This is a genomic window from Serratia sp. CoH_122_TC_1 (genome assembly GCF_058191755.1).
On sequence record NZ_JBXWLA010000032.1, the window covers coordinates 1 to 25,680 of the forward strand.

A 25,680-nucleotide genomic window follows, 5' to 3' on the forward strand; every position below is an offset into this window, starting at 1 on the left:
GATTTTTTCTCTTCGAACCCCGGAGACTCTGTGAAGTTGTTCACATGTTCCGTGTCGATGGAGGCGCATTATAGGGACCCGAGTTTTTTGCACAACCCCTTTTTTGATCTTTTCTTTCTGTTTGCACACTTTTAAACCCTTTCGCGTGGATCTTGCGCGATCAGGGCTGTTTTCCACAGGATCTATCGTTTCAGTTGGTTGTAATTCCACCGCCAGCGTCTAGTATTGCCGATAAATATGATCCCACGTGAGGCTATATCATGTCCGATGCAGTACGTTCTTATCTTCATTACTCTCCTAAACTGGGTCAACGCGTGATGATCGATCCTTCCAGCGTCGTGATCGGCAATGTCTCACTGGCGGATGACGTCAGTATTTGGCCTTTGGTTGCCATTCGTGGTGACGTGAACGCAGTCATTATCGGCGCACGCAGTAATATTCAAGACGGCAGCGTGCTCCACGTGACCCATAAATCCGAACATAACCCTGAAGGTTACCCACTGCTGATTGGGGAAGACGTGACGGTAGGGCATAAAGCAATGTTACACGGCTGCGCGATTGGCAATCGCGTACTGGTAGGAATGGGATCGATCCTGCTCGATGGTGCAGTAATAGAAGATGACGTGATGATTGGTGCCGGCAGCCTGGTCGCGCCAGGTAAACGTCTGGTGAGCGGTTATCTCTATATGGGGAGCCCCGCGCGCCAGGTTCGTCCATTGACCGCTGCCGAACGGGAAGGATTGCTTTACTCTTCTACTAACTACGTACGTTGGAAAGACGAATATTTGTCAGAAGATATCTGACAAACGCCCGTTTCCTAATAGGATAACGGGCTTAGCGTTACGCCGCCAGTTCGTGACGCAACTGGCGCAGCACCGGCTCGATCTCCGGCATCACACCATGCCATAACAGAAACGCATGTGCAGCCTGCCCCACCAGCATGCCTAAACCGTCGGCATAGTCTGTTGCGCCTTGTTGCTGCGCCCAGGCCAGAAACGGTGTTAGCCCCTGCTGATAAAACATGTCATAGCAACGGGTGCGGGCATTGATCATGCCAACGGGTAACGTCGGGATCTCACCACTAATACCTGACGCTGTAGCATTAATGACTAAATCAAATTGCTGTTGATCCAATTGATCCAGAGGCAATGCGGATATTTCACCGAGATGCTGGAATACTTGTGCCAGCGTCTGCGCGCGACCAAAAGTCCGGTTAGTGATCACCACGTCACAACCAAACGACAGCAACGGCAAGATCACTCCGCGAGCCGCGCCGCCGGCCCCCACCAGCAGAACGCGATCCTTTGATCGGATCAGCCCTTGACGTTCAAGATCCGTCAGTAGCCCAATTCCATCCGTGTTGTCACCCAGTAGACCTCCTTCCGGCAATACCTTCAGCGTGTTTACCGCACCGGCCAGCGAAGCTCGCTCACTGAGCTCCGTCGCGACCTCGTAGGCCTTTTCTTTAAAAGGCACGGTAACATTCGCGCCCCGACCGCCCGCCCGAATGAACATCTGCAAAGTCGCTTCGAAATCATCCAGCGGCGCTAACACCGTACCATAGGGATGTTCTATACCGGTTTGGGCGGCAAATAACGCATGAATACGCGGCGATTTGCTGTGACTGATAGGATTACCAAATACCGCGAACTTCTCCATGCACATTACCTCTAGCCTTGACGGATTTGCTTGCCCGTCAGGACATCTCTGATTTCGGAAGGGTTAAGGCGGCCACCGACGCTACCCACCAACACAGGGAAAGCAGCACCGAATTGCTGTTGTACCTCATCAGTACTGCGACAAGGTTCTTGCCCACTAAGATTGGCGCTGGTCGATACCAGCGGTTTGCCAAACTGCCGACACAGTTGCTGTACTAACGGGTGATCACTCACACGCACAGCCAATGAATTGAAGCGGCCAGTCAGCAAACGCGGAGTATCCGCCCGCGCAGGGATAACCCAAGTCACGGGGCCCGGCCAACTGGCGAACATCGTCGCTCGCTGCTGGTCACTCAGTGCAGCGTCATCTATATAAGGTGCTAACTGCGCGTAATCGGCCGCAATCAGGATCAGGCCTTTTTCCCAAGGACGTTGTTTCAGAGCCAATAACGCGTTGACCGCCTGCTCGCTGTCAGGATCGCAGCCCAGGCCAAACACCGCCTCGGTCGGGTAGGCAATAACCTGTTGGTTCTGCAACGCGTCAATTATTGGCGTGAAATTAGAAGTGAATTCTGAGCTCATGATGTCGTTATTCTGTGGTTACTACGGGTTTTCCGCAAAGTTTACTGGCGCAGTAAAGGATTGGACCTTTTACCGTGCGCTTCTCCATCAACAACGGATAATGGCAGTAGCTGCACTCACCGGCGACAGGTTTAAAATTGAGAACGAACTGGCATTCCGGGTAGCGATCGCAGGAGTGGAAAACCTTGCCATAGCGCGATTTGCGCTGAAGCAATTTACCCTGCTCACACTGCGGGCAGCTGATACTGGTTTCGTCCGGTTTATCGATGACTTCAGTATGATCGCACTCAGGATAATTACTGCAGGCAATAAACATACCGTAACGCCCCTGACGCAATGCCAGCACCGCTTGGCATTTCGGACACGCCTGCCCATCGAGCATCTTGACGATATGGCCCTCGACCTGCGCTTTCAGCGGCCGAATATGTTGGCATTCAGGATAACGGGAACAGCCGAGGAAGGGGCCGTGGCGACCACTGCGGATCACCAGCTCGGCCCCGCATTCCGGACAGGGTTCATTTTGCCTGGCGGCAAAAATCGCTGCTTTTGTCATAACTTCTTCTATGCATGTTATCGGCTCAGTGCAGATAACCTTCGTTTACTTCAAACAACAGTTCTTCCATTTGCTGATAGGCACTTTCATATCCGGGGATATTAAACAGTACCATCAGCACCACCCATTTCAGATCTTCGAGATCGAATTCTGTGTTATCCAAAGCCATAACACGATCGATAACCATTTCACGGGTTTCGAGGTTCAATACCTGAATCTGCTCCAGGAACAGGAGGAAACCACGGCAACTAGCATCCAAACGCACACCTTCTTCTTCGGTGTAGATCCGCATTGCTAACGGATCGGCATCCATAAAATACGGTGCATTTTCGCCTTCTTGTAAGTCAGCGAGTTTTTCAAGCCAATTCAACGCGTTGTAGATATCATCCCGATGAAACCCCGCTTCAGCGAGATCATCGGTCAGTTGATCCTGATCGACGCGCATCTCTGGTTCATTGTGGATATAAGTTTCAAACAAGTACATCAGTACGTCGAACATGGCCTGCCCTCCTTATTCGGACATAGCCGCCGGGTACAGCTGCGATCCACCCTGCTAACTCCAGATCGAGTAACTTGATTACTACCTCTGGCACAGGTTGGCCGGCACGTTCAGCGACGACGTCAACAGGTGTCACCTCATCTCCTACGTTAGCCAACACATCGGCAAATGGCAATTCAACTTCGGCTTCTGACGCACAAATAGTTGTATTTTCGCTCAAGGAGAGCCAATGCAGACCGCTTCCCAGCTGTTCAGCAATTTCTTTCGGCCCTGTAACCAAATAAGCGCCCTGCTGAATCAGCCAATGTGTACCTTCACTCATTGGGTTGCCCAACGCGCCGGGGAGAGCGAAAATTTCCCGCCCCTGTTCCAAAGCATAGCGGGCGGTAATCAGCGTTCCACTGCGTAAAGAGGCTTCAATCACGACCACGCCCAGGCTCAGCCCACTAATAATACGGTTGCGCTGTGGAAAATGGCTCGGCATCGGTAGGTCTGTGGCCAAATACTCAGAAACCAATGCCCCACCACTCTCAATGATGCGTTCAGCCAAACGGCGATGCTGGCGCGGGTAGACATTGGCTAAACCGCTACCGAGTACAGCGACCGTTTGACCTTCTGCGGCCAGCGCAGCACGATGGCAGATGCTATCAATGCCCATTGCCAGTCCACTGGTAATGGTAAACCCACAGTGCACCAACCCAGTGGCAAAGTAAGTGGCCCAGTGCTCACCATAATGGCTGAACTGGCGACTACCAACCATGGCAATTTGCGGCTGCCGAACGGCTTCGGGGTTACCTTTCACCATCAGCACTAGTGGCGCATCCTCTAGAGGGAGCAATCGCTCGGGGTATTCCGCTTCTCCATATAACCAAAGCACATTACCGGGGTGTTCTAACCAAGCGAGCGTAGCGGCCAGATGACGCGCATTTGCCTGGCGGAACTGTGCCTGCTGCCGCTGGTTTAGCCCCACCTCTCGCAACAAACGATAAGGCTCGCCGCCGGCTGCCACTATCTGCCGGATTATCTGGCTGGCCTTAGCTGCGCTCAGCCCAGCGACTCCACGCATCCGTAAACAGATTTCCTGTGCCTGCATCGCCTGTTCCCCCGCAAAAAATGGTGGTATTACCAATTCGAGCAATTGGTGCGCAATGCTGTCAATCAGGCCGGGAAATGTCTAGAATAGAAGCTAAACCTCGTTTATCACTCGGATACAGATCTCAAGATATATGTCAGTATTGCAGGTATTACATTACCCAGACGACCGGCTGCGCAAAGTCGCGGCCCCGGTAAAAGAAGTCAATGCGAATATCCAGCGCATCGTGGATGATATGTTTGAAACCATGTACGCAGAGGAAGGCATTGGCCTGGCTGCGACACAGGTGGACATCCATCAGCGCATTATCGTTATTGACGTTTCTGAGAACCGCGATCAGCGCTTGGTGCTGATCAACCCGGAACTGCTGGAAAAAAGCGGCGAAACCGGGATTGAGGAAGGTTGCCTCTCCATCCCTGAACAACGTGCTTTAGTGCCGCGCGCCGCTGCTGTGAAAATCAGAGCACTGGACCGTGACGGAAAACCTTTCGAGCTGGAAGCTGACGATCTGTTAGCCATTTGTATCCAGCACGAGATGGATCACCTGGTAGGCAAGCTGTTCGTCGATTACCTGTCGCCACTCAAGCGCCAACGTATTCGTCAGAAACTGGAAAAAATGGCCAAGCTTAACGCACGCGCCTAACCCATCAGGAAATCAACGTGTCTGACTCTTTACGGATTATTTTCGCCGGAACTCCAGACTTCGCAGCGCGTCACCTTGACGCGCTGTTGTCATCTGAGCACCAGATCGTCGGGGTCTTCACCCAGCCCGACCGCCCTGCGGGTCGCGGTAATAAACTGACGCCTAGCCCGGTCAAAGTTCTGGCCGAGCAGCATCATTTGCCCGTATTCCAACCCAAATCACTGCGCCCGGAAGAGAACCAGCACTTGGTTGCTGATCTCAACGCTGATGTGATGGTGGTGGTGGCTTATGGCTTGATCCTGCCTAAAGCGGTGTTGGATATGCCACGGCTTGGTTGCATCAACGTCCACGGCTCGCTGCTGCCACGCTGGCGCGGTGCTGCACCAATCCAGCGTTCACTCTGGGCTGGTGATAACGAAACTGGCGTGACCATCATGCAGATGGACGTGGGTTTGGACACTGGCGATATGATGTACAAAATCGCTTGTCCAATTGAGGCGGATGACACCAGTGCCAGTCTGTACGACAAACTGGCGCAGCTTGGCCCACAAGGCATGCTGGCCACGCTACAGCAAATGGCTGCGGGTACGGCGAAACGTGAAGTACAAGATGAATCGCTGGTAACCTATGCTGAGAAGCTGAGCAAAGAAGAAGCGCGCCTGGATTGGAACCTATCGGCTGCACAGCTTGAACGTTGCATCCGTGCCTTTAACCCATGGCCAGTCAGCTATTTCACCCTTGAAGATCAACCCGTGAAAGTCTGGCAGGCAACAGTATTGGCACAAACCACTGATGCAGAACCTGGCACCATTATCCATGCCGACAAGCAGGGTATCCAGGTAGCGACCGCTGAGGGTGTTCTTAACCTGACTCAATTGCAACCGGCAGGAAAAAAACCGATGTCAGCACAAGATCTGCTGAACTCACGCCGTGAATGGTTTACACCGGGCAACCGGCTATAAATCGCCCCCACTGCCCGGTCGATAATCGCCGGGCTGTTTCTTTCTTAACGCCGATCGTTATCAGCTTTAGCCTATGAAAAACAATTACAATCTCCGCAGCATCGCTGCCAAAGCCATCGGCCAGGTGCTCGATCAGGGTCAGTCACTCAGCACTGTCCTGCCGTCACTGCAAAAGACCATTTCTGACAAGGACCGCGCACTTCTGCAAGAGCTGTGTTTCGGCACCCTGCGCGTATTGCCGCAACTGGAATGGTGCATCCAGCAATTAATGGCAAAACCCATGACTGGCAAGCAGCGCACGCTGCACTATTTGCTGATGGTGGGCCTCTACCAGCTGCTGTATACGCGCATACCCGCCCACGCAGTATTAGCGGAAACAGTAGAAGGCGCAGTGGCATTGAAACGGCCTCAACTTAAAGGCCTGATCAACGGCGTTCTGCGCCAGTTCCAGCGCCAACAGGAAGAGTTACTGCAACGTGCCGCCAACAATGACAGCCGCTATTTGCACCCGAGCTGGCTGTTAAAGCGTATCCAGCAGGCCTATCCCGCACAGTGGGAACAGATTATTGACGCCAACAATCAGAAGCCACCTATGTGGTTGCGCGTCAATCGTCTTCATCATTCCCGTGAAGATTACTTGCAGTTGATGGAGCAAGCGGGCATTGCCGCCGTCCCGCATACTGAATATCGCGATGCGGTACGTCTACTGGCGCCATGTGCCGTCACCGACCTGCCAGGTTTTGCCGATGGGTGGGTAACGGTGCAAGATGCTTCCGCACAAGGCTGTGTCGATCTTCTCGATCCGCAGGATGGCGAGCAGATCCTCGATCTTTGTGCGGCTCCCGGTGGCAAAACTACCCATATCTTGGAAGCGGCTCCCAAAGCCCATGTGATGGCGGTCGATATCGATGAGCAGCGTCTGAGCCGGGTTAAAGAAAACCTGCAACGCCTGCGTTTACACGCCGACGTAAAACTGGGTGATGGCCGTACCCCGCAGCAATGGTGCGGTGATAAACAATTCGATCGCATTCTCTTGGATGCCCCTTGTTCTGCCACCGGTGTAATCCGCCGGCATCCCGATATCAAGTGGTTGCGCCGCGACAGCGACATCGCGGACCTGGCCGCTTTGCAGGCCGAGATCATTGAAGCCATTTGGCCACATCTCAAAACCGGTGGAGTGATGGTGTATGCCACCTGTTCTATTCTACCGGCAGAGAATGCTGAGCAAGTTGCAGCCTTCCTTCAGCGTCATACAGATGCTCGTCTGGTTGAGACCGGTAACGATCAACAGCCTGGCCGACAGAATCTTCCCCATCCTGAGGATGGGGATGGCTTCTTTTACGCTAAGCTGATTAAAATGTAGCTGTTCCGTACTCAGGGCGCGTCTGTTGCGCCCTTTCAGATAATCTTCAGCGGTTTCAGTGTGAAGCAGAGAAGCAAATGAAAATAATTATTCTTGGCGCAGGTCAGGTGGGTGGAACACTGGCGGAAAACCTGGTGGGCGAAAACAACGATATTACCGTCGTGGATACTGATGCCGGCCGCCTGCGTCAGTTACAGGATAAGTTTGATCTGCGGGTCGTTCAGGGATATGGCTCTCATCCACGCGTACTCCGTGAGGCCGGTGCTGAAGATGCCGATATGTTGGTTGCAGTCACTAATTCTGACGAAACCAATATGGTTGCCTGCCAGATTGCCTACTCGCTGTTTAATACCCCCAACCGAATCGCCCGAATTCGTGCGCCAGAATATATCCGCGAGTCAGAGAAGCTGTTCCAACCCGAAGCCGTACCCATTGATCACCTGATCTCACCGGAACAACTGGTTATCGACTACATCTACAAGCTGATTGAATACCCAGGTGCACTACAGGTGGTTAATTTTGCTGAAGGCAAGGTCAGCATCGCGGCGGTAAAAGCCTATTACGGTGGCCCACTGGTCGGTAATGCGCTGTCTTCGATGCGTGAACACATGCCGCACATTGATACCCGTGTCGCCGCAATCTTCCGCCAGGATCGTCCTATCCGTCCACAGGGTTCCACCATTATCGAAGCCGGTGACGAAGTCTTCTTTGTGGCTGCCTCACAGCATATCCGCGCGGTAATGAGTGAGCTGCAACGGCTGGAAAAACCGTATAAACGCATCATGATTGTCGGCGGCGGCAACGTTGGTGCCGGTTTGGCGCAGCGGTTGGAGAAATCCTACAACGTGAAGCTGATCGAACGAAATCAGCAACGCGCTGCAGAACTGGCCGAACAACTGCACGATACCATTGTGTTTTATGGTGATGCCTCAGACCAGGAGCTGCTGGCGGAAGAGCATGTTGACCAAGTCGACGTCTTTATTGCCATAACCAATGACGATGAAGCTAACATCATGTCAGCCATGCTCGCCAAACGAATGGGTGCCAAAAAAGTAATGGTACTTATTCAACGCCGCGCCTATGTTGACCTGGTTCAAGGCAGCGTAATCGATATAGCGATTTCACCACAGCAAGCAACCATCTCAGCATTGTTAGGCCACGTGCGTAAAGCGGATATCGTCAGCGTTTCATCATTACGTCGCGGTGTGGCGGAGGCGATTGAAGCCATAGCACATGGTGATGAAAGTACGTCAAAAGTGGTTGGCCGCATTGTAGAAGATATTAAACTGCCGCCAGGTACCACCATTGGTGCCATTGTGCGTGGTGATGACGTTATTATTGCTAATGGCAGCAGTAAAATCGAACAGGGCGATCACGTCATTATGTTTATTACCGACAAGAAGTTCGTCCCTGACGTTGAGCGCCTGTTCCAGCCAAGCCCATTCTTCTTGTAGAACAAATGTAGCAATGGATGGTCTATAATTACGAGGTTGTTCTCTGCCGTGGAAAGAGACAAATCTTTTCTCTCCTTTTGTGGCAAAGGGAAATTGCTTTGTTAAACTTGAGTTATTAAATTCTTCAAGGGGTGCGTTCTATGAGTATGATGAAAGAGTTCCGCGAATTTGCCATGCGTGGCAACGTGGTTGACTTGGCAGTGGGTGTGATTATTGGTGCAGCATTCGGTAAGATCGTATCGTCTTTCGTTGCAGATATTATCATGCCACCACTGGGCTTATTGATCGGCGGCGTTGATTTCAAACAATTCCACCTGGTATTACGCGAAGCTCAAGGCGCAGTACCTGCAGTAGTAATGAACTACGGCTCATTCATTCAGACCATTTTCGACTTCGTTATTGTTGCCTTTGCTATTTTCCTGGCAATTAAGCTAATGAACAAAGTGCGTCGTAAACAAGAAGAAGCACCAGCGGCCCCGCCGGCGCCAACTGCTGAAGAAAAACTGTTGACTGAAATCCGTGATTTACTGAGTCAGCAGCAACAGCCAAAACTGTAAACCTGTTTATCCTGCACAAATAAAAAGCCATCTTATTCAGATGGCTTTTTTAATGTCTTAAAACCAGAAGGCCAGTGGTAAAATATCGCCTGATACATTACCACTGGCCTCCCAGCTGCCACCTTTTGCATGTTTGTCTTTGCGCCGGTAGCTCCCTTTCCCTTTAGTATTTTTTTCTACTCTTTGGCGGAATAAAGGGTCATGCAACAGCGCCTCAATGGCATTGTCTTGTATCTTGCCTTTCGTATGACGGTATTGAGTCATAGTAATGTACCTTCTCTATGTATGGTTATATAACGCGATAATATTACTGCTGGTCGTATAAAAATTAAAGTACCGCCGATTGTATTAAGCACCTTTTTTTACTTTTTCATCGCTGGCTCCCTGCTCCAGCGCTTCAAGGATCGAGCAATAACTACTGGTATGTGCACTGCCGCAACAAGCATCGCTAAGACGCTTTAACGACTCACGCATCCGAGTTAGTTCCTTAAGCTTATTTTCTACTTCACCGAGCCGCGCGTCGACGATTGACTTAGACTCCTGGCAGGTATGATGCTCAGGATCAACACGGATCGACAACAGTTCAGCAATGGTTTCTAGCGTAAAACCGAGCTGTTTGGCATAACGTATAAAGCGCAACCGCTGCAGGTCTTGATTGTTGTACAACCGGTAACCGCCCTCGGTTCGAACGTTATGGTCCATCATCCCTTGTTTTTCGTAGTACCGCACCGTGTCCGGCGTAACGTCTGCAAGCTTTGCAAGTTGCCCAATCTTTAACATTGCCCTTCCTCCGAAGAAAACTTATCACCCAATGCGCGTTGGTATTCACCATGCAAAAAGTCAGTGCTCATCCCTGCCTGTCGTAAACGGTGTTCTAACAGTGCCATCCGTTTCCCTAACTCAACATAGTCCGGATGTTCGCTATTAATTTCTTGCAGTAAACGAGCTATGCTCAGCGCTTCTTTACGATCCTCTAATTCTGCAGGCAAATAGCCCGCATTTTTAAGCAGGCGAAACCCAGTACGCAGCTCAACGGGAACCGCACTGTCATCATCCAACTCAAGCGGCAGCCCCTGGCCCGGTAAATTATCCAATTCACCTTTAGCCTGGGCATCGAGAATATGACGTTCCGCCCATTGATCGAGTAACCACATAGCAGGATCCCTCAGTTGATCTGATTAATAACGTCAGCATAGCGGATAGGGGCGAGGATCTTAAGTCTGGCGGGGGAAGAACGCACGTTTAGCCGGGTATAGACGTAAAAAAACCGGGCAAGCCCGGTTTTTTTACGCGTCTACAGATTACTCTGCAGTTGCTACTTCTGCTTGAGACTCAGCACGATCAACCAGCTCGATGTATGCCATCGGCGCGTTGTCGCCTGCGCGGAAGCCACACTTCAGAATGCGAGTGTAACCACCGGCACGGCTCGCGAAACGCGGGCCCAGCTCGTTAAACAGTTTTGCCACGATCTCGTTATCACGAGTACGGGCGAATGCCAGACGACGATTAGCTACGCTGTCGGTCTTGGCAAGAGTAATCAGCGGCTCAACAACGCGACGCAGCTCTTTCGCTTTTGGCAAGGTCGTCTTGATGATCTCATGACGAACCAAAGAGCCGGCCATGTTACGGAACATAGCCTGGCGATGGCTGCTGTTACGGTTCAGTTGACGACCACTCTTACGATGGCGCATGACCTTATCCTTCTCAGTAAAACCTTAACCTGTGATCCGGTTACTCGTCAGCAATGCTTGCCGGTGGCCAGTTTTCTAGGCGCATGCCCAGAGACAGACCACGGGAGGCCAGCACGTCTTTAATCTCAGTAAGAGATTTTTTACCCAGGTTCGGCGTTTTCAGCAACTCAACCTCGGTACGCTGTACCAGATCACCGATGTAGTGGATAGCTTCTGCCTTAAGGCAGTTAGCAGAGCGGACAGTCAATTCCAGATCGTCAACAGGGCGCAGCAGAATCGGATCGAATTCTGGTTTCTCTTCTTTAACTTCTGGTTGACGTACATCACGCAAGTCAACAAAAGCTTCAAGTTGTTCAGCCAGGATGGTTGCCGCACGGCGGATCGCCTCTTCAGGATCGATCGTGCCATTGGTTTCCATTTCGATGACCAGCTTGTCCAGGTCAGTACGCTGTTCTACACGCGCTGCTTCAACATTGTAGGCAATACGCTCTACAGGGCTATAGCATGCGTCAACCAACAGACGACCGATCGGGCGCTCATCTTCTTCCGAATGAATTCGGGCAGAAGCCGGCACATAACCACGACCACGTTGAACTTTGATACGCATGCTGATAGCAGCGTTTTCATCGGTCAGGTGGCAGATCACGTGCTGAGGCTTGACGATTTCGACATCACCATCATGGGTAATGTCGGCAGCGGTCACAGGGCCAATGCCAGATTTATTCAGGGTAAGGATAACTTCATCTTTCCCTTGAACTCTCACCGCCAGCCCTTTCAGGTTGAGCAGGATCTCCAGGATATCTTCCTGTACGCCTTCTTTGGTGCTGTACTCGTGCAGTACACCATCAATCTCAACCTCGGTCACCGCGCAACCCGGCATAGATGAAAGCAGAATACGGCGCAGTGCGTTGCCAAGAGTATGGCCAAAGCCACGCTCTAAAGGCTCAAGGGTCACCTTGGCGTGCGTCGAACTGACTTGCTCGATATCTACCAGGCGCGGTTTTAGAAACTCTGTCACAGAACCCTGCATTGTGTCCTCTCTTTGGTACTAAGCCTTACTTGGAGTAAAGCTCGACGATCAGGTGTTCGTTAATGTCCGCAGACAGATCGGTACGTTCAGGCATACGCTTGAACACGCCTTCCATCTTAGCAGCATCAACTTCAAGCCAGGTCGGCTTTTCACGCTGCTCAGCCAGCTCCAGAGAAGCTTTAACACGAGATTGCTTTTTAGCCTTCTCGCGGATGCTGACTACGTCATTCGGAGATACCTGATAAGAAGCGATGTTAACAACGCGACCATTTACCATAATTGCTTTGTGGCTAACTAACTGACGTGACTCTGCACGAGTAGCGCCGAAGCCCATACGGTAAACAACGTTGTCCAGACGACCTTCCAGCAGTTGCAACAGGTTTGCACCGGTGTTGCCCTTCAGGCGTGCTGCTTCTTTGTAATAGTTACGGAACTGACGTTCCAGAACACCGTACATACGGCGAACTTTTTGCTTTTCACGTAACTGTACACCGTAGTCAGACAGACGCGGTTTACGCGCACCGTGTTGACCAGGCGGTTGCTCAATTTTACACTTGGTATCGATCGCGCGAACGCCAGACTTAAGGAACAAGTCTGTGCCCTCACGGCGGCTAAGCTTGAGCTTAGGACCCAAATATCTTGCCATTTTCTTTCTCCAACAAACCTAAAAGCAGCGTTATACGCGGCGCTTTTTCGGCGGACGACAACCGTTGTGAGGGATAGGAGTCACATCAGTAATATTAGTGATGCGGAAACCTGCGGCGTTCAGTGCACGAATAGTTGATTCGCGACCCGGACCCGGTCCCTTAACCATAACTTCCAGGTTCTTGATACCGTATTCTTTTACTGCGTCAGCACAACGCTCTGCTGCAACCTGAGCTGCAAACGGAGTTGACTTACGAGAACCACGGAAACCAGAACCACCGGCAGTTGCCCAACCCAATGCATTACCCTGACGATCGGTAATAGTTACAATGGTGTTGTTGAAAGAAGCATGGACATGAGCCACGCCGTCAGAGACTTGTTTTCTTACACGCTTACGTGTACGAACAGGTGCCTTTGCCATTATTCAATCACCCTGATTATTTCTTGATTGGTTTACGCGGACCCTTACGGGTACGTGCGTTGGTCTTCGTACGCTGACCGCGAACTGGCAGACCACGACGATGACGCAAACCACGGTAAGTACCAAGATCCATCAGACGCTTGATGCTCAGGGTAACTTCACGACGCAAATCACCTTCTACAGTGAATTTGGCGACTGCTTCACGCAGCTGTTCAATTTGCTCTTCAGACAGCTCACTGATCTTAACATGTTCAGCAATACCCGTAGCAGCACAGATAGACTGTGAGCGGGTTTTACCGATTCCGAAGATCGACGTTAAGGCGATTACGGTATGTTTATGATCAGGAATGTTAATGCCTGCTATACGGGCCACTATGCACTCCTACTATTTTATACGGCAACACCATTCTGAAAAGCCCGTTTTCAGGATACTCAAATAATGTTGCAGCTACATACAAAAGATTGGCTGGCTAATCTAGCCAGCTCAACCCAACTTTGCAAGAAAAATATGCGAGATAATCAGCCTTGACGCTGTTTATGCTTCGGCTCGGCGCTGCAAATCACACGAACGACACCGTTACGCTTAACGATTTTGCAGTTACGACATAATTTCTTGACGGAAGCACGAACTTTCATTTTTACTCTCCGTAACTTCTCAAACGCACCTGAATTAGCGGTTATAGCCTTTCAGGTTTGCTTTCTTCAATGCAGACTCGTACTGACTTGACATCATCAGAGTTTGCACTTGAGCCATAAAGTCCATGATGACGACAACCACGATCAGTAGCGAGGTACCACCAAAGTAGAATGGTACTTTCATTGCATCACGCATGAACTCCGGGATCAGGCAGATGAAAGTAATGTACATCGCGCCCACCAGGGTTAAACGCGTCATTACTTTATCGATGTACTTCGCCGTTTGCTCTCCCGGACGAATTCCTGGTACGAAGGCACCGGACTTCTTCAGGTTATCTGCTGTCTCACGCGGGTTGAAAACCAACGCCGTGTAAAAGAAACAGAAGAAGATGATTGCAGACGCATAGAGTAACACATAAAGCGGTTGCCCTGGCTGCAAATACAGCGAAATCGTTGTCAGCCAGTTCCAACCGGTACCGCCCCCAAACCATGATGCAATCGTGGCAGGGAACAGAATAATGCTGGAAGCGAAGATTGCTGGGATAACCCCTGCCATATTCACTTTCAACGGTAAGTGTGTGCTCTGTGCTGCATAAACACGACGACCTTGTTGACGCTTCGCATAGTTAACGACGATACGCCGTTGACCACGTTCGATGAAAACAACGAAGAAGGTTACTGCAAACACCAATACTGCAACCAACAGCAACAGGAGGAAGTGCAGGTCGCCTTGCCGGGCTTGCTCAATAGTATGGGCCACTGCCGGCGGGAGTCCCGCTACAATACCTGCGAAGATAATGATCGAGATACCGTTACCGATACCGCGTTCAGTAATCTGTTCGCCCAGCCACATCAGGAACATTGTCCCGGTAACCAAGCTCACGACTGCAGTAAAGTAGAATGCAAAGCCTGGGTTTAACACCAGACCCTGCATACCAGGCATATTCGGCAGACCAGTAGCAATACCGATCGACTGGAATATGGCCAACACCAGCGTACCGTAACGGGTGTACTGGCTAATCTTACGACGGCCAGCCTCCCCTTCTTTCTTAATTTCAGCTAACGCTGGATGAACCACCGTTAACAGCTGGATAATGATCGACGCCGAAATATACGGCATGATCCCCAGAGCAAAGATAGAAGCACGGCTGAGGGCACCACCAGAGAACATGTTAAACATTTCAATGATAGTGCCTCTCTGCTGCTCGAGCAATTTGGCAAGCACAGTGGCATCGATACCAGGAATCGGAATAAAAGAGCCGATACGGAAGACAATCAGCGCGCCGATTACAAACAAAAGTCTGCGCTTCAGCTCGCCGAGCCCGCCTTTAGCACTTTGAAAATCTAATCCTGGTTGCTTAGCCATCTGCTACTTATTCCTCAATTTTACCGCCAGCAGCTTCGATAGCAGCACGAGCGCCTTTGGTGACACGCAGACCACGCAGGGTAACCGGACGAGCGATTTCGCCTGAAAGCATAACTTTCGCGAATTCGATCTGGACACCAACAACGTTAGCGGCTTTCAGCGTGTTCAGGTCGATTACGTCGCCTTCAACAAGAGCCAGCTCAGACAGACGAACTTCTGCCGTGATCATAGCTTTGCGAGAGGTGAAGCCGAATTTCGGCAAACGACGATATAAAGGCATCTGACCACCTTCAAAACCACGACGTACGCCACCGCCAGAACGTGAGTTCTGACCTTTGTGACCACGACCAGCGGTTTTACCCAGGCCAGAACCAATACCACGACCTACACGCTTAGGCGCATGCTTGGCACCTTCAGCCGGAGACAGAGTATTTAAACGCATCTGTTACTCCTCAACCTTAACCATGTAGGAAACCAAGTTGACCATACCACGTACAGCAGGAGTATCCTCACGCTCTACAGTATGACCAATACGACGCAGACCTAAACCGATCAGGGTTGCCTTATGCTTTGGCAAACGGCCGATGCTGCTTTTTGTTTGAGTTACTTTAATAGTCTTTGCCATGGTTATTTCCCTAGAATTTCTTCGACGGACTTACCACGCTTAGCAGCGACCATTTCTGGGGATTTCATATCTTCCAAAGCAGCAATAGTTGCACGAACCACGTTGATCGGGTTAGTAGAACCATAAGCTTTAGCTAATACGTTATGAACCCCTGCAACTTCCAGGACGGCGCGCATTGCACCACCGGCGATGATACCGGTACCTTCGGAAGCTGGTTGCATGAATACGCGGGAACCTGTGTGAGCACCTTTTACAGGGTGCTGCAGAGTACCGCTATTCAAAGCAACATTAATCATAGCGCGACGGGCTTTTTCCATCGCTTTCTGGATCGCTGCCGGAACTTCGCGTGCTTTGCCGTAGCCAAAACCAACGCGACCGTTACCATCACCAACAACTGTCAGTGCGGTAAAGCTGAAAATACGGCCACCTTTTACGGTTTTAGATACGCGGTTTACCGCGATCAGCTTTTCCTGCAGTTCGCCAGCTTGTTTTTCGATGTGAGCCATCTTAAACCTCTTCCTTAGAACTGAAGGCCAGCTTCACGGGCAGCATCTGCCAGTGCCTGGACTCGACCATGATATTGGAAACCGGAACGGTCAAAGGAAACTTTAGAGATCCCTTTTTCCAACGCACGTTCAGCCAGTGCTTTACCTACTGCTGCTGCTGCGTCTTTGTTACCGGAATACTTCAATTGCTCTGTGATAGCTTTTTCTACAGTAGAAGCGGCTACCAGTACTTCAGAACCATTTGGCGCAATTACCTGTGCGTAAATGTGACGCGGGGTACGATGTACCACCAGGCGGGTTGCACCCAGTTCTTTGATCTTACGGCGTGCGCGGGTCGCACGACGGATACGAGCAGATTTCTTATCCATAGTGTTACCTTACTTCTTCTTAGCCTCTTTGGTACGCACGACTTCGTCGGCGTAACGGACACCCTTGCCTTTGTAAGGCTCAGGACGGCGGTAGGCACGCAGATCTGCAGCAACCTGGCCAATAACTTGTTTATCAGCGCCTTTCAGCACGATTTCAGTTTGGCTTGGGCATTCAGCAGTAATACCTGCTGGCAGCTGGTGATCGACCGGGTGAGAGAAGCCTAAGGCTAAATTCACCACGTTGCCTTTAATGGCAGCACGATAACCAACACCTACCAGTTGAAGCTTCTTGGTGAAGCCTTCGGTAACACCAATTACCATTGCGTTCAGCAGAGCGCGCGTAGTACCCGCTTGGGCCCAGGCGTTTGCAAAACCTTCGCGCGGGGCGAAAGTCAGTGCGTTAGCTTCTTGCTTCACTTCAACGGCGTCATGGACAGTACGAGTCAGCTCGCCGTTTTTACCCTTAATCGAAATAACCTGACCGTTGAGTTTTACCTCTACGCCGGCAGGAATGACGACGGGTGCTTTTGCAACACGAGACATTCTTTCCTCCCGAATTAAGCTACGTAGCAGATAATCTCGCCACCAAGACCTGCTTGGCGAGCTGCACGATCGGTCATAACACCTTTAGAGGTAGAAACAACAGCGATACCCAAACCGGCCATAACTTTTGGCAGCTCATCTTTTTTCTTGTAGATGCGCAGACCTGGACGGCTGATTCGCTGAATGCTTTCTACCACTGCCTTGCCCTGGAAGTACTTCAGTACCAGTTCCAGAACAGGCTTGGCGTCGCCTTCGATTTTGAAATCTTCAATAAAACCTTCATCCTTCAGCAGTTTGGCAATTGCCACTTTCAGCTTGGAGGAAGGCATGGTGACCGCAACTTTGTTCGCGGCTTGACCGTTACGGATACGGGTCAGCATATCCGCGATCGGATCTTGCATGCTCATCTGTCTTTACTCCCGTGATTCAATTGGTAATTACCAGCTAGCCTTTTTCAAGCCAGGTACTTCACCGCGCATAGCGGCTTCACGTAACTTGATACGGCTCAACCCGAATTTGCCCACATAACCATGTGGACGGCCAGTTTGGCGGCAGCGCTTGCGCTGACGAGACGGGCTGGAATCACGCGGCAGAGTTTGCAGCTTGAGAACAGCATCCCAACGATCTTCGTCGGATGAGTTCACACCAGAAATGATAGCTTTCAGTTCCTCGCGTTTAGCGCGGTACTTTTCAGCCAGTTTCACGCGAACGACTTCGCGTGCTTTCATTGATTGCTTAGCCATCAGTAACCCTGCCTTACTTACGGAACGGGAAGTTAAAAGCAGCCAACAGCGCGCGGCCTTCATCATCAGATTTCGCAGTAGTGGTAATGGTAATATCCAAACCACGAACGCGATCGACTTTGTCGTAGTCGATTTCTGGGAAGATGATTTGCTCACGCACACCCATGCTGTAGTTACCACGGCCATCGAATGACTTAGCGGACAAGCCACGGAAGTCACGGATACGTGGAACAGCAATGGAAATCAGACGCTCAAAGAACTCCCACATGCGTTCGCCACGCAGAGTTACTTTACAGCCGATCGGATAGCCCTGGCGGATTTTGAAGCCTGCAACAGATTTGCGTGCTTTGGTGATGAACGGCTTTTGACCGGAGATAGCTGCCAGATCAGCTGCTGCGTTATCCAGCAGTTTCTTGTCAGCGATCGCTTCACCAACACCCATATTCAGGGTGATCTTCTCGACCCGAGGGACTTGCATGACAGAGTTGTAATCAAACTGAGACATCAGTTGTTTGACTACCTCGTCTTTGTAGTAATCATGCAGTTTCGCCATCGTATTACTCCAAATTACTTGATAGTTTCGCTGTTAGACTTGAAGAAACGGACTTTTTTTCCGTCTTCGAATCTAAAGCCTACACGGTCAGCCTTACCGGTAGCCGTGTTGAAGAGAGCAATGTTAGAAACCTGAATTGCAGCTTCTTTTTCAACAATGCCACCTGGTTGGTTCAGGGCCGGAACCGGCTTCTGATGTTTCTTAACCAGGTTGATACCTTCAACAATGACCTTGCCAGCAGACAGGACATTTTTTACTTTACCGCGCTTACCTTTGTCTTTCCCGGTAAGAACGATAACTTCGTCATCACGACGGATTTTCGCTGCCATGGTTCGCTCCTTAGAGTACTTCTGGTGCCAGAGAGATAATTTTCATGAACTTCTCATTACGCAGTTCACGAGTTACCGGCCCAAAAATACGCGTACCGATAGGCTGCTCGCTGTTATTGTTCAAAATAACGCATGCATTACCATCGAAGCGAATGACAGAACCGTCCGGGCGACGTACACCCTTCTTGGTGCGCACCACTACCGCCTTCAGCACATCGCCTTTCTTCACCTTACCGCGAGGAATTGCTTCCTTGATGGTAATTTTGATGACGTCGCCGATGCCTGCGTAGCGACGGTGCGAGCCACCTAGAACCTTGATACACATTACGCGACGTGCACCGGAGTTGTCGGCGACGTTCAGCATAGTCTGTTCTTGGATCATTTTAGTGCTCCGCTAATGTCAACTACTACTTTAAGACCTAAGAAAACTTTAGGCCGTTGAAAAGCCCCATTACCGAGGGCGCAGCATTATAACACCGCTTCCAGAGTATGGGTAGAAAAAATAAACGGCTCATTTTCTGAGCCGTTTATTAAGTAAGAGCCAGCTACTCTATTACAGAATCGCTTTCTCTACAACGCGAACCAACGTCCAGGACTTAGTCTTGGACAATGGACGGCATTCGCGGATTTCTACCACGTCGCCGATACCACATTCGTTGTTCTCGTCATGTACGTGCAGCTTGGTCGTACGCTTGATGAATTTCCCGTAGATCGGGTGCTTCACCGTGCGCTCGATAGCAACAACCATGGATTTCTCCATTTTGTCACTAACAACACGACCCTGCAGGGTACGGTTAATATCAGTCATTTACACACCCGCCTTTTCAGTCAGTAAAGTCTTAACGCGTGCGACATTACGACGCACTTGTTTCAACAGGTGAGTTTGTTGCAGCTGGCCACTTGCCGCCTGCATGCGCAAGTTAAATTGCTCACGCAGCAGGTTGAGCAGCTCAGTGTTCAGCTCTTCAACGCTTTTTTCACGCAGCTCTTGTGCTTTCATTACATCACCGTCTTAGTTACAAAGGTGGTTTTGATCGGCAATTTAGCTGCAGCCAGCTTGAATGCCTCACGGGCGACCTCTTCTGGTACACCGTCCATTTCGTACAGGACTTTCCCAGGTTGGATCAGGGCAACCCAATATTCCACGTTACCCTTACCTTTACCCATACGCACTTCGAGCGGCTTCTCGGTAATTGGTTTGTCCGGGAATACACGGATCCAAATTTTACCTTGACGCTTAACTGCACGAGTCATTGCACGACGAGCTGCTTCGATTTGACGAGCAGTCAGACGGCCACGGCCAACAGCTTTCAGACCGAAAGTGCCGAAGCTAACATCCGTACCCTGCGCCAGACCACGGTTGCGGCCTTTGTGCATCTTACGGAATTTTGTACGCTTTGGTTGTAACATCAGCGACTCTCCTTACTTGCGGCCTTTACGCTGCTGCTTTTTAGGTTGAGCAGCCGGTTCCGGTTGTTCAACTGCAGCCATACCACCCAGGATCTCACCTTTGAAGATCCATACCTTAACGCCGATTACACCATAAGTGGTGTGCGCTTCAGATGTGTTGTAATCGATATCCGCACGCAGTGTATGCAACGGAACACGACCTTCACGGTACCATTCGGTACGCGCGATTTCAGCACCGCCAAGACGGCCGCTTACTTCAACTTTGATACCTTTAGCGCCAAGACGCATTGCGTTCTGTACAGCACGCTTCATAGCACGACGGAACATAACGCGACGTTCCAGCTGTGAAGTGATGCTGTCAGCAACCAATTTAGCGTCAAGTTCCGGTTTACGGACTTCGGCGATGTTAATTTGCGCAGGAACGCCAGCGATATCCGCTACGACCTTACGCAGTTTTTCGACATCTTCACCTTTCTTGCCGATAACGATGCCTGGACGAGCAGTGTGAATAGTCACACGGATGCTCTTCGCAGGACGCTCGATAACGATGCGAGAAACGGAAGCTTTCGCCAGTTCCTTAATCAGGAATTGACGAACTTTAAAGTCGCTGTCCAGGTTGTCAGCGAATTCTTTGGTATTCGCATACCAAGTAGAGTTCCAAGGTTTGACAATACCCAGGCGAATACCATTAGGATGTACTTTCTGACCCATTGCTAGTCTCCAGAGTCTCAGCGATCGGACACAACCACAGTAATGTGGCTGGTGCGCTTCAGGATGCGATCTGCACGACCTTTTGCACGCGGCATAATGCGCTTCATGCTTGGGCCTTCGTCTACGAAGATTTTCGTGACTTTCAGATCATCGATGTCAGCGCCATCGTTGTGTTCTGCGTTAGCAATGGCAGACTCCAGCACTTTCTTAACCAGACCAGCAGCTTTCTTGTTGGTGTAGGCCAGAGTTTCCAGAGCTTGCGACACTTTCTTACCGCGGATCAGGTCTGCAACAAGGCGGACCTTCTGTGCAGAAGAACGAGCGTGGCGATGTTTAGCGATAGTTTCCATCTCTTCCTCCTACCTTAGCGCTTTTTAGCTTTTTTATCAGCCGCATGGCCGCGATAAGTGCGAGTCGGCGCGAATTCACCCAGTTTGTGACCGACCATTTCATCGGAAACGAACACTGGTACGTGCTGACGACCATTATGGACAGCGATGGTCAAACCGATCATGTTAGGAAAGATCGTTGAACGACGGGACCAAGTGCGCAAAGGCTTCTTGTCACCGCTTTCCACCGCTTTCTCTACCTTCTTCAGCAAGTGCAGGTCAATAAAAGGACCTTTCTTGAGAGAACGTGGCATGGCTTATCCTCTAATTATTTTTTGCTACGGCGACGTACGATGAACTTATCGGTACGCTTGTTGCTGCGGGTTTTCTTACCTTTGGTCTGAACGCCCCATGGTGTTACTGGGTGTTTACCAAAGTTTTTACCCTCACCACCACCGTGCGGGTGATCTACCGGGTTCATCGCCGTACCGCGAACGGTAGGACGAACACCACGCCAACGTGCAGCACCTGCTTTACCCAGAACGCGAAGCATATGTTCAGCGTTACCGACTTCACCCAGGGTGGCGCGGCAATCAACTGGAACTTTACGCATTTCGCCTGAGCGCAGACGCAGAGTTACGTAGGAACCATCACGTGCAACGATCTGAACGTAGGCACCAGCAGAACGAGCCATCTGGCCGCCTTTACCTGGTTTCATTTCTACGTTATGAACCGTTGAACCCACTGGGATGTTGCGCATTGGCAGGGCGTTACCTGCTTTGATTGCAGCATCAACACCAGATTGGATCTGGTCACCAGCTTTCAGGCCTTTCGGCGCCAGGATGTAACGGCGTTCGCCGTCTTTGTACAGAACCAGCGCGATGTTCGCGGAACGGTTCGGATCGTACTCCAGACGCTCAACCACAGCAGGGATACCATCTTTGTTGCGTTTGAAGTCAACCAGACGATAATGTTGCTTGTGGCCACCACCGATATGACGGGTGGTGATACGGCCATTGTTGTTACGACCACCGCTTTTGCTCAGTTTCTCAAGCAGCGGGGCATAAGGTTTACCCTTGTGCAGCTCAGGGTTAACCACTTTAACAACGTGGCGACGACCCGGAGATGTAGGTTTACATTTAACAATTGCCATTGTTCTTACTCCTCCGACTTACTCTGCGCCGCCGATGAAGTCCAGATTCTGGCCTTCTTTCAGGGTGACGTAAGCTTTTTTCCAGTCGCTACGACGACCAACACGCTGACCGTGACGCTTCACTTTCCCTTTAACTACCAGGGTGTTAACGTCTTCGACTTCGACTTCAAACAGTTTCTGCACTGCAGCTTTAATTTCTGCTTTGGTCGCGTCTTTGGCAACTTTGAGTACGATGGTGTTGCTTTTTTCCATCGCAGCGGATGCTTTTTCAGATACGTGCGGTGCACGCAGCACTTTCAGCAAACGTTCTTCACGGATCATGCCAGCATCTCCTCAACTTGCTTCACAGCATCAGCAGTCATAACCACTTTGTCGAAGGCGATCAGGCTAACCGGGTCGATACCTGCTACATCGCGCACGTCAACCTTGTACAGGTTGCGAGCAGCCAGGAACAGATTCTCATCCAGTTCACCGGTCACGATCAGCACATCTTCCAGAGCCATATCTTTCAGTTTCTGTGCCAGCAGCTTAGTTTTAGGCGCTTCTACAGAGAACTTCTCGACAACGATCAGACGATCTTGACGTACCAGTTCGGACAGGATGCTTTTCAGCGCGCCGCGGTACATCTTTTTGTTAACTTTCTGACTGTGGTCCTGAGGCTTAGCAGCAAAGGTCACGCCACCTGAACGCCAGATCGGGCTCTTTACAGAACCTGAACGCGCACGGCCGGTACCTTTCTGGCGCCACGGTTTTTTACCGGAACCAGTTACTTCAGCACGGGTCTTCTGAGCACGAGTACCTTGACGGGCACCTGCTGCATAAGCAACAACAACCTGGTGTACCAGCGCTTCGTTGAAGTCACGACCGAAGGTAGTTTCGGAAACAGTCAGCGCGCTTTGCGCGTCTTTCAATACTAATTCCATTGCTATCCCCTTACGCCTTCACAGCTGGTTTAACGATCAGGTTGCCACCGGTTGCGCCCGGTACAGCACCCTTAACCAGCAGCAGGTTGCGCTCAGCGTCAACACGTACTACGTCCAGGCTTTGAACGGTTACACGCTCGTCACCCAGGTGGCCAGCCATTTTCTTGCCTTTGAACACTTTGCCCGGAGTCTGGTTCTGACCGATAGAACCCGGAACGCGGTGAGACAAGGAGTTACCGTGGGTAGCATCTTGGGTACGGAAGTTCCAGCGCTTTACAGTGCCAGCAAAACCTTTACCTTTAGAAGTACCGGTAACATCGACTTTTTTAACTTCAGCGAAGATTTCTACGCTGATGTTCTGACCTGTAGTGAACTCTTCACCTTCTGCAAGGCGGAATTCCCACAGACCACGGCCAGCTTCGACGCCAGCTTTAGCGAAATGGCCCGCTTCCGGTTTGGTTACGCGGTTAGCTTTTTTGCTACCGGTAGTAACCTGAACGGCACGGTACCCGTCGTTAGCCAGGTCTTTAACCTGAGTCACGCGGTTCGCTTCAATTTCAATCACGGTTACTGGGATAGAAACGCCATCTTCAGTGAAGATACGAGTCATACCCAATTTCTTACCGACTAAACCAATCATTGTTTCAACCTCTCAATCGCTCAATGACCTGATTAACCCAGGCTGATCTGCACGTCTACACCAGCAGCCAGATCCAGACGCATCAGAGCATCAACGGTTTTCTCGGTTGGCTCAACGATGTCAACCAGACGCTTGTGAGTGCGAATCTCGTACTGATCACGCGCGTCTTTGTTAACGTGCGGAGAGATCAGAACGGTAAAGCGCTCTTTGCGAGTTGGCAGCGGGATCGGACCACGGACTTGCGCACCAGTGCGCTTTGCAGTCTCGACGATTTCCGCGGTTGATTGATCGATAAGACGATGATCAAACGCTTTCAGGCGGATACGGATTCTTTGGTTCTGCATGAGACCAGAGCTCCAATTATTTATAAACGTAAATAATTACTCCTCACACCCATTTCGATTGATGGGGGAGTGTAATCGTCAACATATAACCCCCATATCGGGAGTATTGTTCGAAGGGCAAAACGTACCTGCCAATCGACTGATTCGCTAAAATCAGGCTTACCAAGATTAGGTAAGCCCGCGCATTATACGCAAAACAGAGCGAGAAGCAAGACACAGATGGAAATATGCTCAGGATATCGGCATCTTTTACAGGCGGGCATTTTACGTGACGAAGTGCGGAACAGAGATCGATGTATGCGGGGGACTACAATACTGCGTTGCCGGCGCTCCCCCGCCCTGCCGGAGAAAACACATGCCGGCCGGGGAGCATCGTCGTTGAGTGGGGGAAACGGTATTTATATTCCTAAAGCTGAGCTTGCGCGTAGTTCTGGATCCCCAGACGAGCAATCAAATCCAGTTCGGTCTCCAGCCAGTCGATATGCTCTTCTTCATCGGCCAAGATCTCTATCATCAGATCGCGGCTGACATAATCATGGATAGAATCGGCGTAGGCGATGCCTTCGCGCAGGTTCTTGGCACCCGCCAGCTCCAGCGCCAGATCGGAACGCAGCATCTCTTCAATGTCTTCGCCAATGTTCAGCTTGCCGAGATCCTGCAAATTCGGGATACCTTCCAGAAACAGAATGCGTTCGATATAGCGATCGGCATGCTTCATTTCGTCAATCGACTCGTGGTATTCCTTATCATTGAGGCGTGTTAATCCCCAATTCTTGAACATTCGGGCGTGCAGGAAATATTGATTGATAGCAACCAGCTCGTTACCGAGCAGTTTGTTGAGGTGAGCAATGATCTTTTTATCGCCTTTCATAGGTAACTCCTCCTGGCCAGTTCTAAAAGTGTAGAAGCTGTAAGCCAAGAGTCAAAAAATAACCTTACCTTTAGTTAGTTAGGCAACTTCGTGCATAGGAATAATGGTTCCGCTTTCCTCCACCATAATCTGTCTTGCCTGACGAATGCACTTTCCGCAATCGGTACCAATTGGCACAAGTTCACGCAATTGTTTCATGGTATGCGGGTTGTGCTGACGCACGGCCTTACGAATCGCTTTGTCAGTCACGGCATTACACAAGCATACATACATAGAGAGACTCACTTCTTAACCAATGCCGTAAGTCTAAATAGGAATGCTTTTTATTTCAATTAACATTTGACCAGATTGCATAAAAAAAGGGCACCGAAGTGCCCTCTTTTTTGTGTCGAAAAATTATACGCGATTAAGCGATAACTTTAGCAACAACACCAGCGCCTACAGTACGGCCGCCTTCACGGATTGCGAAACGCAGACCG

At 50.6% G+C, this 25,680-nt stretch carries 45 protein-coding genes; 6 read left to right on the forward strand and 39 right to left on the reverse strand.

The genetic code is table 11. The features are described 5' to 3' along the window. The first annotated feature begins 260 nt into the window (after positions 1-260). Positions 261-803: a gamma carbonic anhydrase family protein gene (locus AC2FC2_RS25885; protein WP_209640474.1), complete on the forward strand. Its 543-nt coding sequence runs from the start codon at positions 261-263 to the stop codon at positions 801-803. A gap of 37 nt (positions 804-840) precedes the next feature. Here AC2FC2_RS25885 and aroE read toward each other — a convergent pair whose 3' ends face one another. Genes aroE through dprA form a run of 5 tightly spaced genes read right to left on the reverse strand, consistent with a single transcriptional unit; the run spans position 841 to position 4,385 of the window. Next, a complete protein-coding gene (aroE, locus tag AC2FC2_RS25890; RefSeq protein WP_490660140.1) occupies positions 841-1,659 on the reverse strand; it encodes a shikimate dehydrogenase in 819 nt (272 codons plus the stop codon). 11 nt (positions 1,660-1,670) lie between these two features. Further along, positions 1,671-2,240: an L-threonylcarbamoyladenylate synthase type 1 TsaC gene (gene tsaC / locus AC2FC2_RS25895; protein ID WP_209640479.1), complete on the reverse strand. Its 570-nt coding sequence runs from the start codon at positions 2,238-2,240 to the stop codon at positions 1,671-1,673. Positions 2,241-2,247: 7 nt separating this feature from the next. Continuing rightward, positions 2,248-2,793, reverse strand: coding sequence for a DNA topoisomerase family protein (locus AC2FC2_RS25900; protein WP_265556001.1), 546 nt, complete (start codon positions 2,791-2,793; stop codon positions 2,248-2,250). A 25-nt stretch (positions 2,794-2,818) separates the two neighbouring features. Next, positions 2,819-3,292, reverse strand: coding sequence for a DUF494 family protein Smg (gene smg, locus AC2FC2_RS25905; RefSeq protein WP_037425824.1), 474 nt, complete (start codon positions 3,290-3,292; stop codon positions 2,819-2,821). Next, a complete protein-coding gene (gene dprA, locus AC2FC2_RS25910; protein WP_490660141.1) occupies positions 3,264-4,385 on the reverse strand; it encodes a DNA-protecting protein DprA in 1,122 nt (373 codons plus the stop codon). Before dprA ends, smg begins: the two co-directional genes overlap by 29 nt. Positions 4,386-4,518: 133 nt before the next feature. On the opposite strand from dprA, the gene def reads away from it, so the two are divergent. From def to mscL, 5 genes are all read left to right on the forward strand, one after another. Continuing rightward, the gene (gene def / locus AC2FC2_RS25915; protein ID WP_012147205.1) at positions 4,519-5,028 is read left to right on the forward strand and encodes a peptide deformylase; all 510 of its coding nucleotides are present in this window, start codon (positions 4,519-4,521) and stop codon (positions 5,026-5,028) included. A gap of 17 nt (positions 5,029-5,045) precedes the next feature. Further along, entirely contained in the window at positions 5,046-5,990 is a 945-nt protein-coding gene (fmt, locus tag AC2FC2_RS25920; RefSeq protein WP_490309148.1) for a methionyl-tRNA formyltransferase, read from the forward strand. 73 nt (positions 5,991-6,063) lie between these two features. Continuing rightward, complete coding sequence (gene rsmB / locus AC2FC2_RS25925; protein ID WP_490660142.1) at positions 6,064-7,353, forward strand: 16S rRNA (cytosine(967)-C(5))-methyltransferase RsmB; 1,290 nt, start codon at positions 6,064-6,066, stop codon at positions 7,351-7,353. Between the two features lie 77 nt (positions 7,354-7,430). Further along, positions 7,431-8,807 carry a Trk system potassium transporter TrkA gene (gene trkA, locus AC2FC2_RS25930; RefSeq protein ID WP_209640494.1) on the forward strand — a complete coding sequence of 459 codons (1,377 nt, stop codon included), beginning with the start codon at positions 7,431-7,433 and terminating at the stop codon, positions 8,805-8,807. 140 nt (positions 8,808-8,947) lie between these two features. Then, positions 8,948-9,364, forward strand: coding sequence for a large-conductance mechanosensitive channel protein MscL (gene mscL, locus AC2FC2_RS25935; RefSeq protein ID WP_012147209.1), 417 nt, complete (start codon positions 8,948-8,950; stop codon positions 9,362-9,364). A 57-nt stretch (positions 9,365-9,421) separates the two neighbouring features. Here the strand turns inward: mscL and AC2FC2_RS25940 are convergent, their stop codons facing one another. The 34 genes from AC2FC2_RS25940 to AC2FC2_RS26105 all read right to left on the reverse strand — a co-directional run. Further along, the gene (locus AC2FC2_RS25940) at positions 9,422-9,628 is read right to left on the reverse strand and encodes an alternative ribosome-rescue factor A (RefSeq protein WP_490309146.1); all 207 of its coding nucleotides are present in this window, start codon (positions 9,626-9,628) and stop codon (positions 9,422-9,424) included. An 84-nt stretch (positions 9,629-9,712) separates the two neighbouring features. Continuing rightward, on the reverse strand, positions 9,713-10,144 hold the full coding sequence (gene zntR, locus AC2FC2_RS25945; protein ID WP_209640500.1) for a Zn(2+)-responsive transcriptional regulator: 432 nt from the start codon (positions 10,142-10,144) through the stop codon (positions 9,713-9,715). Further along, positions 10,138-10,518, reverse strand: coding sequence for a DnaJ family domain-containing protein (locus AC2FC2_RS25950; RefSeq protein ID WP_490309145.1), 381 nt, complete (start codon positions 10,516-10,518; stop codon positions 10,138-10,140). Before AC2FC2_RS25950 ends, zntR begins: the two co-directional genes overlap by 7 nt. A gap of 147 nt (positions 10,519-10,665) precedes the next feature. Next, positions 10,666-11,055 carry a 50S ribosomal protein L17 gene (rplQ, locus tag AC2FC2_RS25955; protein ID WP_004929726.1) on the reverse strand — a complete coding sequence of 130 codons (390 nt, stop codon included), beginning with the start codon at positions 11,053-11,055 and terminating at the stop codon, positions 10,666-10,668. 40 nt (positions 11,056-11,095) lie between these two features. Continuing rightward, complete coding sequence (locus tag AC2FC2_RS25960) at positions 11,096-12,085, reverse strand: DNA-directed RNA polymerase subunit alpha (RefSeq protein ID WP_002919219.1); 990 nt, start codon at positions 12,083-12,085, stop codon at positions 11,096-11,098. 25 nt (positions 12,086-12,110) lie between these two features. Then, positions 12,111-12,731 carry a 30S ribosomal protein S4 gene (gene rpsD / locus AC2FC2_RS25965; RefSeq protein WP_004951125.1) on the reverse strand — a complete coding sequence of 207 codons (621 nt, stop codon included), beginning with the start codon at positions 12,729-12,731 and terminating at the stop codon, positions 12,111-12,113. A 30-nt stretch (positions 12,732-12,761) separates the two neighbouring features. Then, positions 12,762-13,151 carry a 30S ribosomal protein S11 gene (gene rpsK / locus AC2FC2_RS25970; protein WP_004951128.1) on the reverse strand — a complete coding sequence of 130 codons (390 nt, stop codon included), beginning with the start codon at positions 13,149-13,151 and terminating at the stop codon, positions 12,762-12,764. A gap of 16 nt (positions 13,152-13,167) precedes the next feature. Then, on the reverse strand, positions 13,168-13,524 hold the full coding sequence (gene rpsM, locus AC2FC2_RS25975) for a 30S ribosomal protein S13 (protein ID WP_020837231.1): 357 nt from the start codon (positions 13,522-13,524) through the stop codon (positions 13,168-13,170). Positions 13,525-13,670: 146 nt separating this feature from the next. Continuing rightward, positions 13,671-13,787, reverse strand: coding sequence for a 50S ribosomal protein L36 (gene rpmJ, locus AC2FC2_RS25980; RefSeq protein WP_002227352.1), 117 nt, complete (start codon positions 13,785-13,787; stop codon positions 13,671-13,673). Positions 13,788-13,821: 34 nt separating this feature from the next. Next, the gene (gene secY, locus AC2FC2_RS25985; RefSeq protein ID WP_004929740.1) at positions 13,822-15,153 is read right to left on the reverse strand and encodes a preprotein translocase subunit SecY; all 1,332 of its coding nucleotides are present in this window, start codon (positions 15,151-15,153) and stop codon (positions 13,822-13,824) included. Between the two features lie 7 nt (positions 15,154-15,160). Further along, the gene (gene rplO / locus AC2FC2_RS25990; protein WP_012147214.1) at positions 15,161-15,595 is read right to left on the reverse strand and encodes a 50S ribosomal protein L15; all 435 of its coding nucleotides are present in this window, start codon (positions 15,593-15,595) and stop codon (positions 15,161-15,163) included. Positions 15,596-15,598: 3 nt separating this feature from the next. After that, positions 15,599-15,778, reverse strand: a complete 180-nt coding sequence (rpmD, locus tag AC2FC2_RS25995) for a 50S ribosomal protein L30 (protein ID WP_002213339.1) — start codon at positions 15,776-15,778, stop codon at positions 15,599-15,601. Between the two features lie 2 nt (positions 15,779-15,780). Next, positions 15,781-16,284, reverse strand: coding sequence for a 30S ribosomal protein S5 (gene rpsE / locus AC2FC2_RS26000; protein ID WP_004951140.1), 504 nt, complete (start codon positions 16,282-16,284; stop codon positions 15,781-15,783). A gap of 14 nt (positions 16,285-16,298) precedes the next feature. Then, the gene (gene rplR / locus AC2FC2_RS26005) at positions 16,299-16,652 is read right to left on the reverse strand and encodes a 50S ribosomal protein L18 (RefSeq protein WP_037425856.1); all 354 of its coding nucleotides are present in this window, start codon (positions 16,650-16,652) and stop codon (positions 16,299-16,301) included. Positions 16,653-16,661: 9 nt separating this feature from the next. Further along, on the reverse strand, positions 16,662-17,195 hold the full coding sequence (gene rplF, locus AC2FC2_RS26010; RefSeq protein ID WP_209640506.1) for a 50S ribosomal protein L6: 534 nt from the start codon (positions 17,193-17,195) through the stop codon (positions 16,662-16,664). A gap of 14 nt (positions 17,196-17,209) precedes the next feature. Further along, a complete protein-coding gene (rpsH, locus tag AC2FC2_RS26015) occupies positions 17,210-17,602 on the reverse strand; it encodes a 30S ribosomal protein S8 (protein WP_037425859.1) in 393 nt (130 codons plus the stop codon). Positions 17,603-17,632: 30 nt separating this feature from the next. Then, positions 17,633-17,938, reverse strand: coding sequence for a 30S ribosomal protein S14 (rpsN, locus tag AC2FC2_RS26020; protein WP_012147218.1), 306 nt, complete (start codon positions 17,936-17,938; stop codon positions 17,633-17,635). A 13-nt stretch (positions 17,939-17,951) separates the two neighbouring features. Beyond that, the gene (gene rplE / locus AC2FC2_RS26025; protein ID WP_004951155.1) at positions 17,952-18,491 is read right to left on the reverse strand and encodes a 50S ribosomal protein L5; all 540 of its coding nucleotides are present in this window, start codon (positions 18,489-18,491) and stop codon (positions 17,952-17,954) included. A 14-nt stretch (positions 18,492-18,505) separates the two neighbouring features. Then, complete coding sequence (gene rplX, locus AC2FC2_RS26030; protein ID WP_020837239.1) at positions 18,506-18,820, reverse strand: 50S ribosomal protein L24; 315 nt, start codon at positions 18,818-18,820, stop codon at positions 18,506-18,508. Positions 18,821-18,830: 10 nt separating this feature from the next. Next, positions 18,831-19,202 (reverse strand): 50S ribosomal protein L14, encoded by a 372-nt coding sequence (gene rplN, locus AC2FC2_RS26035; RefSeq protein ID WP_020837240.1) that lies wholly within the window; start codon positions 19,200-19,202, stop codon positions 18,831-18,833. Positions 19,203-19,373: 171 nt separating this feature from the next. After that, complete coding sequence (rpsQ, locus tag AC2FC2_RS26040; RefSeq protein WP_037425866.1) at positions 19,374-19,628, reverse strand: 30S ribosomal protein S17; 255 nt, start codon at positions 19,626-19,628, stop codon at positions 19,374-19,376. Next, positions 19,629-19,820 (reverse strand): 50S ribosomal protein L29, encoded by a 192-nt coding sequence (gene rpmC, locus AC2FC2_RS26045; RefSeq protein WP_004951169.1) that lies wholly within the window; start codon positions 19,818-19,820, stop codon positions 19,629-19,631. Then, positions 19,820-20,230 carry a 50S ribosomal protein L16 gene (gene rplP, locus AC2FC2_RS26050; protein WP_004951171.1) on the reverse strand — a complete coding sequence of 137 codons (411 nt, stop codon included), beginning with the start codon at positions 20,228-20,230 and terminating at the stop codon, positions 19,820-19,822. The genes rpmC and rplP overlap by 1 nt, the downstream gene beginning before the upstream one ends. Before the next feature lie 12 nt (positions 20,231-20,242). Then, positions 20,243-20,941, reverse strand: a complete 699-nt coding sequence (gene rpsC / locus AC2FC2_RS26055) for a 30S ribosomal protein S3 (RefSeq protein ID WP_004951172.1) — start codon at positions 20,939-20,941, stop codon at positions 20,243-20,245. Positions 20,942-20,958: 17 nt separating this feature from the next. After that, positions 20,959-21,291 (reverse strand): 50S ribosomal protein L22, encoded by a 333-nt coding sequence (gene rplV / locus AC2FC2_RS26060; protein ID WP_004391423.1) that lies wholly within the window; start codon positions 21,289-21,291, stop codon positions 20,959-20,961. A 14-nt stretch (positions 21,292-21,305) separates the two neighbouring features. Beyond that, entirely contained in the window at positions 21,306-21,584 is a 279-nt protein-coding gene (gene rpsS, locus AC2FC2_RS26065; protein WP_004929772.1) for a 30S ribosomal protein S19, read from the reverse strand. Positions 21,585-21,598: 14 nt separating this feature from the next. Beyond that, positions 21,599-22,423, reverse strand: coding sequence for a 50S ribosomal protein L2 (rplB, locus tag AC2FC2_RS26070; protein WP_037425869.1), 825 nt, complete (start codon positions 22,421-22,423; stop codon positions 21,599-21,601). A gap of 18 nt (positions 22,424-22,441) precedes the next feature. Beyond that, positions 22,442-22,744: a 50S ribosomal protein L23 gene (rplW, locus tag AC2FC2_RS26075; RefSeq protein ID WP_004951179.1), complete on the reverse strand. Its 303-nt coding sequence runs from the start codon at positions 22,742-22,744 to the stop codon at positions 22,442-22,444. Then, positions 22,741-23,346: a 50S ribosomal protein L4 gene (gene rplD, locus AC2FC2_RS26080; protein ID WP_004929779.1), complete on the reverse strand. Its 606-nt coding sequence runs from the start codon at positions 23,344-23,346 to the stop codon at positions 22,741-22,743. Before rplD ends, rplW begins: the two co-directional genes overlap by 4 nt. Positions 23,347-23,356: 10 nt before the next feature. Beyond that, complete coding sequence (gene rplC / locus AC2FC2_RS26085; protein WP_037425873.1) at positions 23,357-23,986, reverse strand: 50S ribosomal protein L3; 630 nt, start codon at positions 23,984-23,986, stop codon at positions 23,357-23,359. Positions 23,987-24,018: 32 nt separating this feature from the next. Then, the gene (gene rpsJ / locus AC2FC2_RS26090; protein ID WP_001181005.1) at positions 24,019-24,330 is read right to left on the reverse strand and encodes a 30S ribosomal protein S10; all 312 of its coding nucleotides are present in this window, start codon (positions 24,328-24,330) and stop codon (positions 24,019-24,021) included. 406 nt (positions 24,331-24,736) lie between these two features. Next, positions 24,737-25,201: a bacterioferritin gene (bfr, locus tag AC2FC2_RS26095; RefSeq protein WP_209640509.1), complete on the reverse strand. Its 465-nt coding sequence runs from the start codon at positions 25,199-25,201 to the stop codon at positions 24,737-24,739. A 78-nt stretch (positions 25,202-25,279) separates the two neighbouring features. Continuing rightward, positions 25,280-25,474 (reverse strand): bacterioferritin-associated ferredoxin, encoded by a 195-nt coding sequence (bfd, locus tag AC2FC2_RS26100; RefSeq protein ID WP_013814795.1) that lies wholly within the window; start codon positions 25,472-25,474, stop codon positions 25,280-25,282. Between the two features lie 133 nt (positions 25,475-25,607). Continuing rightward, a partial coding sequence (locus tag AC2FC2_RS26105; RefSeq protein WP_131818057.1) for an EF-Tu C-terminal domain-related protein occupies positions 25,608-25,680 on the reverse strand: 73 nt, incomplete at its 5' end.